The 2,701-nt window shown below is 54.4% G+C and carries 4 protein-coding genes; all 4 read right to left on the bottom strand.

The features are described 5' to 3' along the window. Window positions 1-5 precede the first annotated feature (5 nt). A complete protein-coding gene (gene lpxD / locus RDN69_RS06045; RefSeq protein ID WP_273260184.1) occupies window positions 6-1,028 on the bottom strand; it encodes a UDP-3-O-(3-hydroxymyristoyl)glucosamine N-acyltransferase in 1,023 nt (340 codons plus the stop codon). Further along, window positions 1,028-1,519: an OmpH family outer membrane protein gene (locus tag RDN69_RS06040; protein ID WP_273260182.1), complete on the bottom strand. Its 492-nt coding sequence runs from the start codon at window positions 1,517-1,519 to the stop codon at window positions 1,028-1,030. The genes lpxD and RDN69_RS06040 overlap by 1 nt, the downstream gene beginning before the upstream one ends. After that, window positions 1,509-2,468, bottom strand: coding sequence for a hypothetical protein (locus tag RDN69_RS06035; protein WP_273260179.1), 960 nt, complete (start codon window positions 2,466-2,468; stop codon window positions 1,509-1,511). The genes RDN69_RS06040 and RDN69_RS06035 overlap by 11 nt, the downstream gene beginning before the upstream one ends. Window positions 2,469-2,471: 3 nt before the next feature. Beyond that, window positions 2,472-2,701: OmpH family outer membrane protein (locus RDN69_RS06030; protein ID WP_288218378.1), on the bottom strand; the 230-nt coding region annotated here is incomplete at its 5' end.

Below are 2,701 nucleotides of genomic sequence, written 5' to 3'. Positions count from 1 at the left end.
ATTTTTTATTCTTTCGTAGTTTTCTCCAACGCTTTTTCCAAACGTTTCACGCGTTTCATCAGTTCGGGCAAATGGTTGAGTGTTCCTTCAATCCGTCCCCACTGACGATGCGGACGGGCCGGAAAGCCCACATATGTGCCCGGCTCTTTAATGCTGCCCACAACGCCCGTCTTACCGCCGCAGGTAACATGATCGGCAATCGTAAGATGTCCGGAAACGCCGGTCTGCCCCGCTAAAATGCAGTGGTTACCGATCGTGGTCGAACCCGCCACGCCGACCTGGGCAATGATAAAGCAGTCTTCACCGATTTGGACATTGTGACCGAGATGCACAAGGTTGTCGATTTTTGTGCCGCGGCCGATCGAAGTTTCACCGAATGTCGCGTTGTCGATCGTCGTGCCGGCGCCGACTTCAACATCGTCGCCGATGACGACGCGACCGATTTGGCGAATCCGCGTATGTTTACCGTCTTCGGTAGCAAATCCGAAACCCTCACCGCCGATCACGGCGTTGGCGCGAATGATGACCCGATCGCCGACTTCCGTCCGATCGTGCAGTACCGCGCCGGGATGAATTTCCGTATCGCGACCGACAGTGACGTCACGTCCCAACACGACATGCGGATGTAAAATAGCGCCGGCTTTGACAACGGTGCCGGCACCGATCACCACATACGGTAAAATCGTCGCCTGCGGATCAATGTCCGCCGTTGCATCGACAATGGCCGTCGGATGAATGCCGACCGGCGGCACGTACAAGGGTTTCAATACATCGACCAGTTCCGCGAACGCCCATTTCGGATTTTCCGTGACGATCACGGTCGTTGCCACCGTTTCTTCCGGCGCGCTTGTCATCAGTACCGCGCCCGCTTTCACCAGCGGCAATTGCGCGGCGTATTCATCCAGCAAGAAAGCGATGTCGTTCGGGCCGGCCGTTTCCACGCCCGCAACGCCCGTGATTTCCTTATTGCCGTCGCCGTATACTTTACCGTTGACTCGTTTGGCCAGATCCGCTACTGTGTATGCCATTATTTTTGCTCGCTTTTCTCTGCGGAGGCCGGTTGCGCCTCTTGATTCTGTTTTTTATTCGTATTGTCGTTGGCTTTGAGTTTCGCCAGCAATTCTTCCGTTACGTCCACACCTTGGTAATGAACGGCATTCTTATGCATAATAATGCCGAGCTTTTTCTCCTTGGCGATCAGCTGGGATTGACTTGTGATCAGCGCCTGGAATTGCTGTTGTTTGGCCATCTGAAATACTTGTAATTCACGTTTGGCCGCCTGTTCCGTCACGGCGAATTCTTCCGGCGAGGAAGTCGCCTGTGCCTGCTGCAGACGCGTTGCGATTTCCGCCTGCTTGGTCATGATTTCCTGGGTGATCTGCTGCGCCTGGCCGCTTTCCCGCGCGATGCGTTCAAAATCGACAACGCCGACTTTCTCATCATTGCCGCAGCCGCTCATCAGCATGACGCCGACCAGCATGCCGATCAGCGTGAAGGACCGCCACCATTTATTTACCACTGTTACTTACCTCCTTAGGATTCGTCCCCAATTTCTGCAGGATATCATTCGTGACATCTTGCGCAGAAATATTGGCGCGATACTCGGCAAAAATCACTTCGAGATTTTTGGCCTCCGCCACCGCCTGCGCCTCATGACGAATATCTTGGGTGATTGCCTCTTTAATTTGGTTCATTTCATTTTGTTTGGTCGCGAGCTTTTCGCGCCATTCGTGATTCCAACCGGCGCCGTCGGGCATCAGTTGCGCCGCCATCTCATCGTGGAGCTGCTGTTGCGCCGACTCCCGTTTGGCACTCAGTTCCGCCGTCACTTCGTCGCTGTACCGGGCCAGATCCGCCTGCGCTTTTGCTTTCAAGGCGGCAAGCTCTTTTTGCCCTTCTTCCGGCAGCACTGCCGAAGTATCCGTCAGAGCGGCGCGCGCGGCGAGCAATTCCTGCAAGCGCGCTTCCATGGCTTCGCGTTCGGCCGCGGGTAAATGGAGCGCCCGAAGTTTCAGCTGCAAGTTGACGATTTCCAAATCCGCCTGTTGCAATGCTTCATCCGCCGGTTGCGGCGCCCGCGCGATCCATTCACGATACAACGCTTCCAGCTTTTGGTTCCATTCGGTTTCGCGCGCCGTCATTTTGGCTCGGTATTCCGTGTTGAGTCCTTTTTCGATGGCCCCGGAGGAAAGTTGCTCACGCAATGTTTCCTGCGCCTGAGCGGAACGGCGAATCAGTTGTTCGCGTTCGGCATCATACGTGGCCACCAGGTTTTTGTACTCCTGTTCCAGGCGAAAATAATCACTGTAACGCGGATGGGCGTGTACTAATTTTTCCATATCCGCCACACCGTACTGCGGCGCTTGCGGTGTCTGCTCCGTACGGGAACAGCCGCCGATGCCGCAGCCACTCAGTAAAAGACACGCGGCCAGAAGTAAACCCAGGGCTCCATGCGTTGACCGTTGCATAAATTACTTCTTGGTTTCTGCCGGCTGCTCTTTGCCCGCTTCTTTCGTCAGAGCATTATTGAGCGCCGTCTGCACTTCGCCGGTGATATTGACACCGCCGTAAAGTACGGCCGCTTTGTCGACAACCAACGATAAACCTTTTTTATCCGCTACTTCTTTCACGGCATTATCAATTTTACCTTGGATGTTTTTGTGGATTTCCGCCTGTTTGGCGTTGAACTGTTTTTGCATTT

The sequence above is a fragment of the uncultured Negativicoccus sp. genome, assembly GCF_902480485.1.
Lineage (GTDB): Bacteria > Bacillota > Negativicutes > Veillonellales > Negativicoccaceae > Negativicoccus > Negativicoccus succinicivorans.
Note: the sequence above shows the minus strand (reverse complement) of the source record. Positions and strands in the feature narration are given on the sequence as shown.

Coding starts and splice junctions, on each gene's coding strand:
- lpxD (WP_273260184.1), bottom strand. CDS start 1,028: ATGGCATACACAGTAGCGGATCTGGCCAAACGAGTCAACGGTAAAGTA.
- RDN69_RS06035 (WP_273260179.1), bottom strand. CDS start 2,468: ATGCAACGGTCAACGCATGGAGCCCTGGGTTTACTTCTGGCCGCGTGT.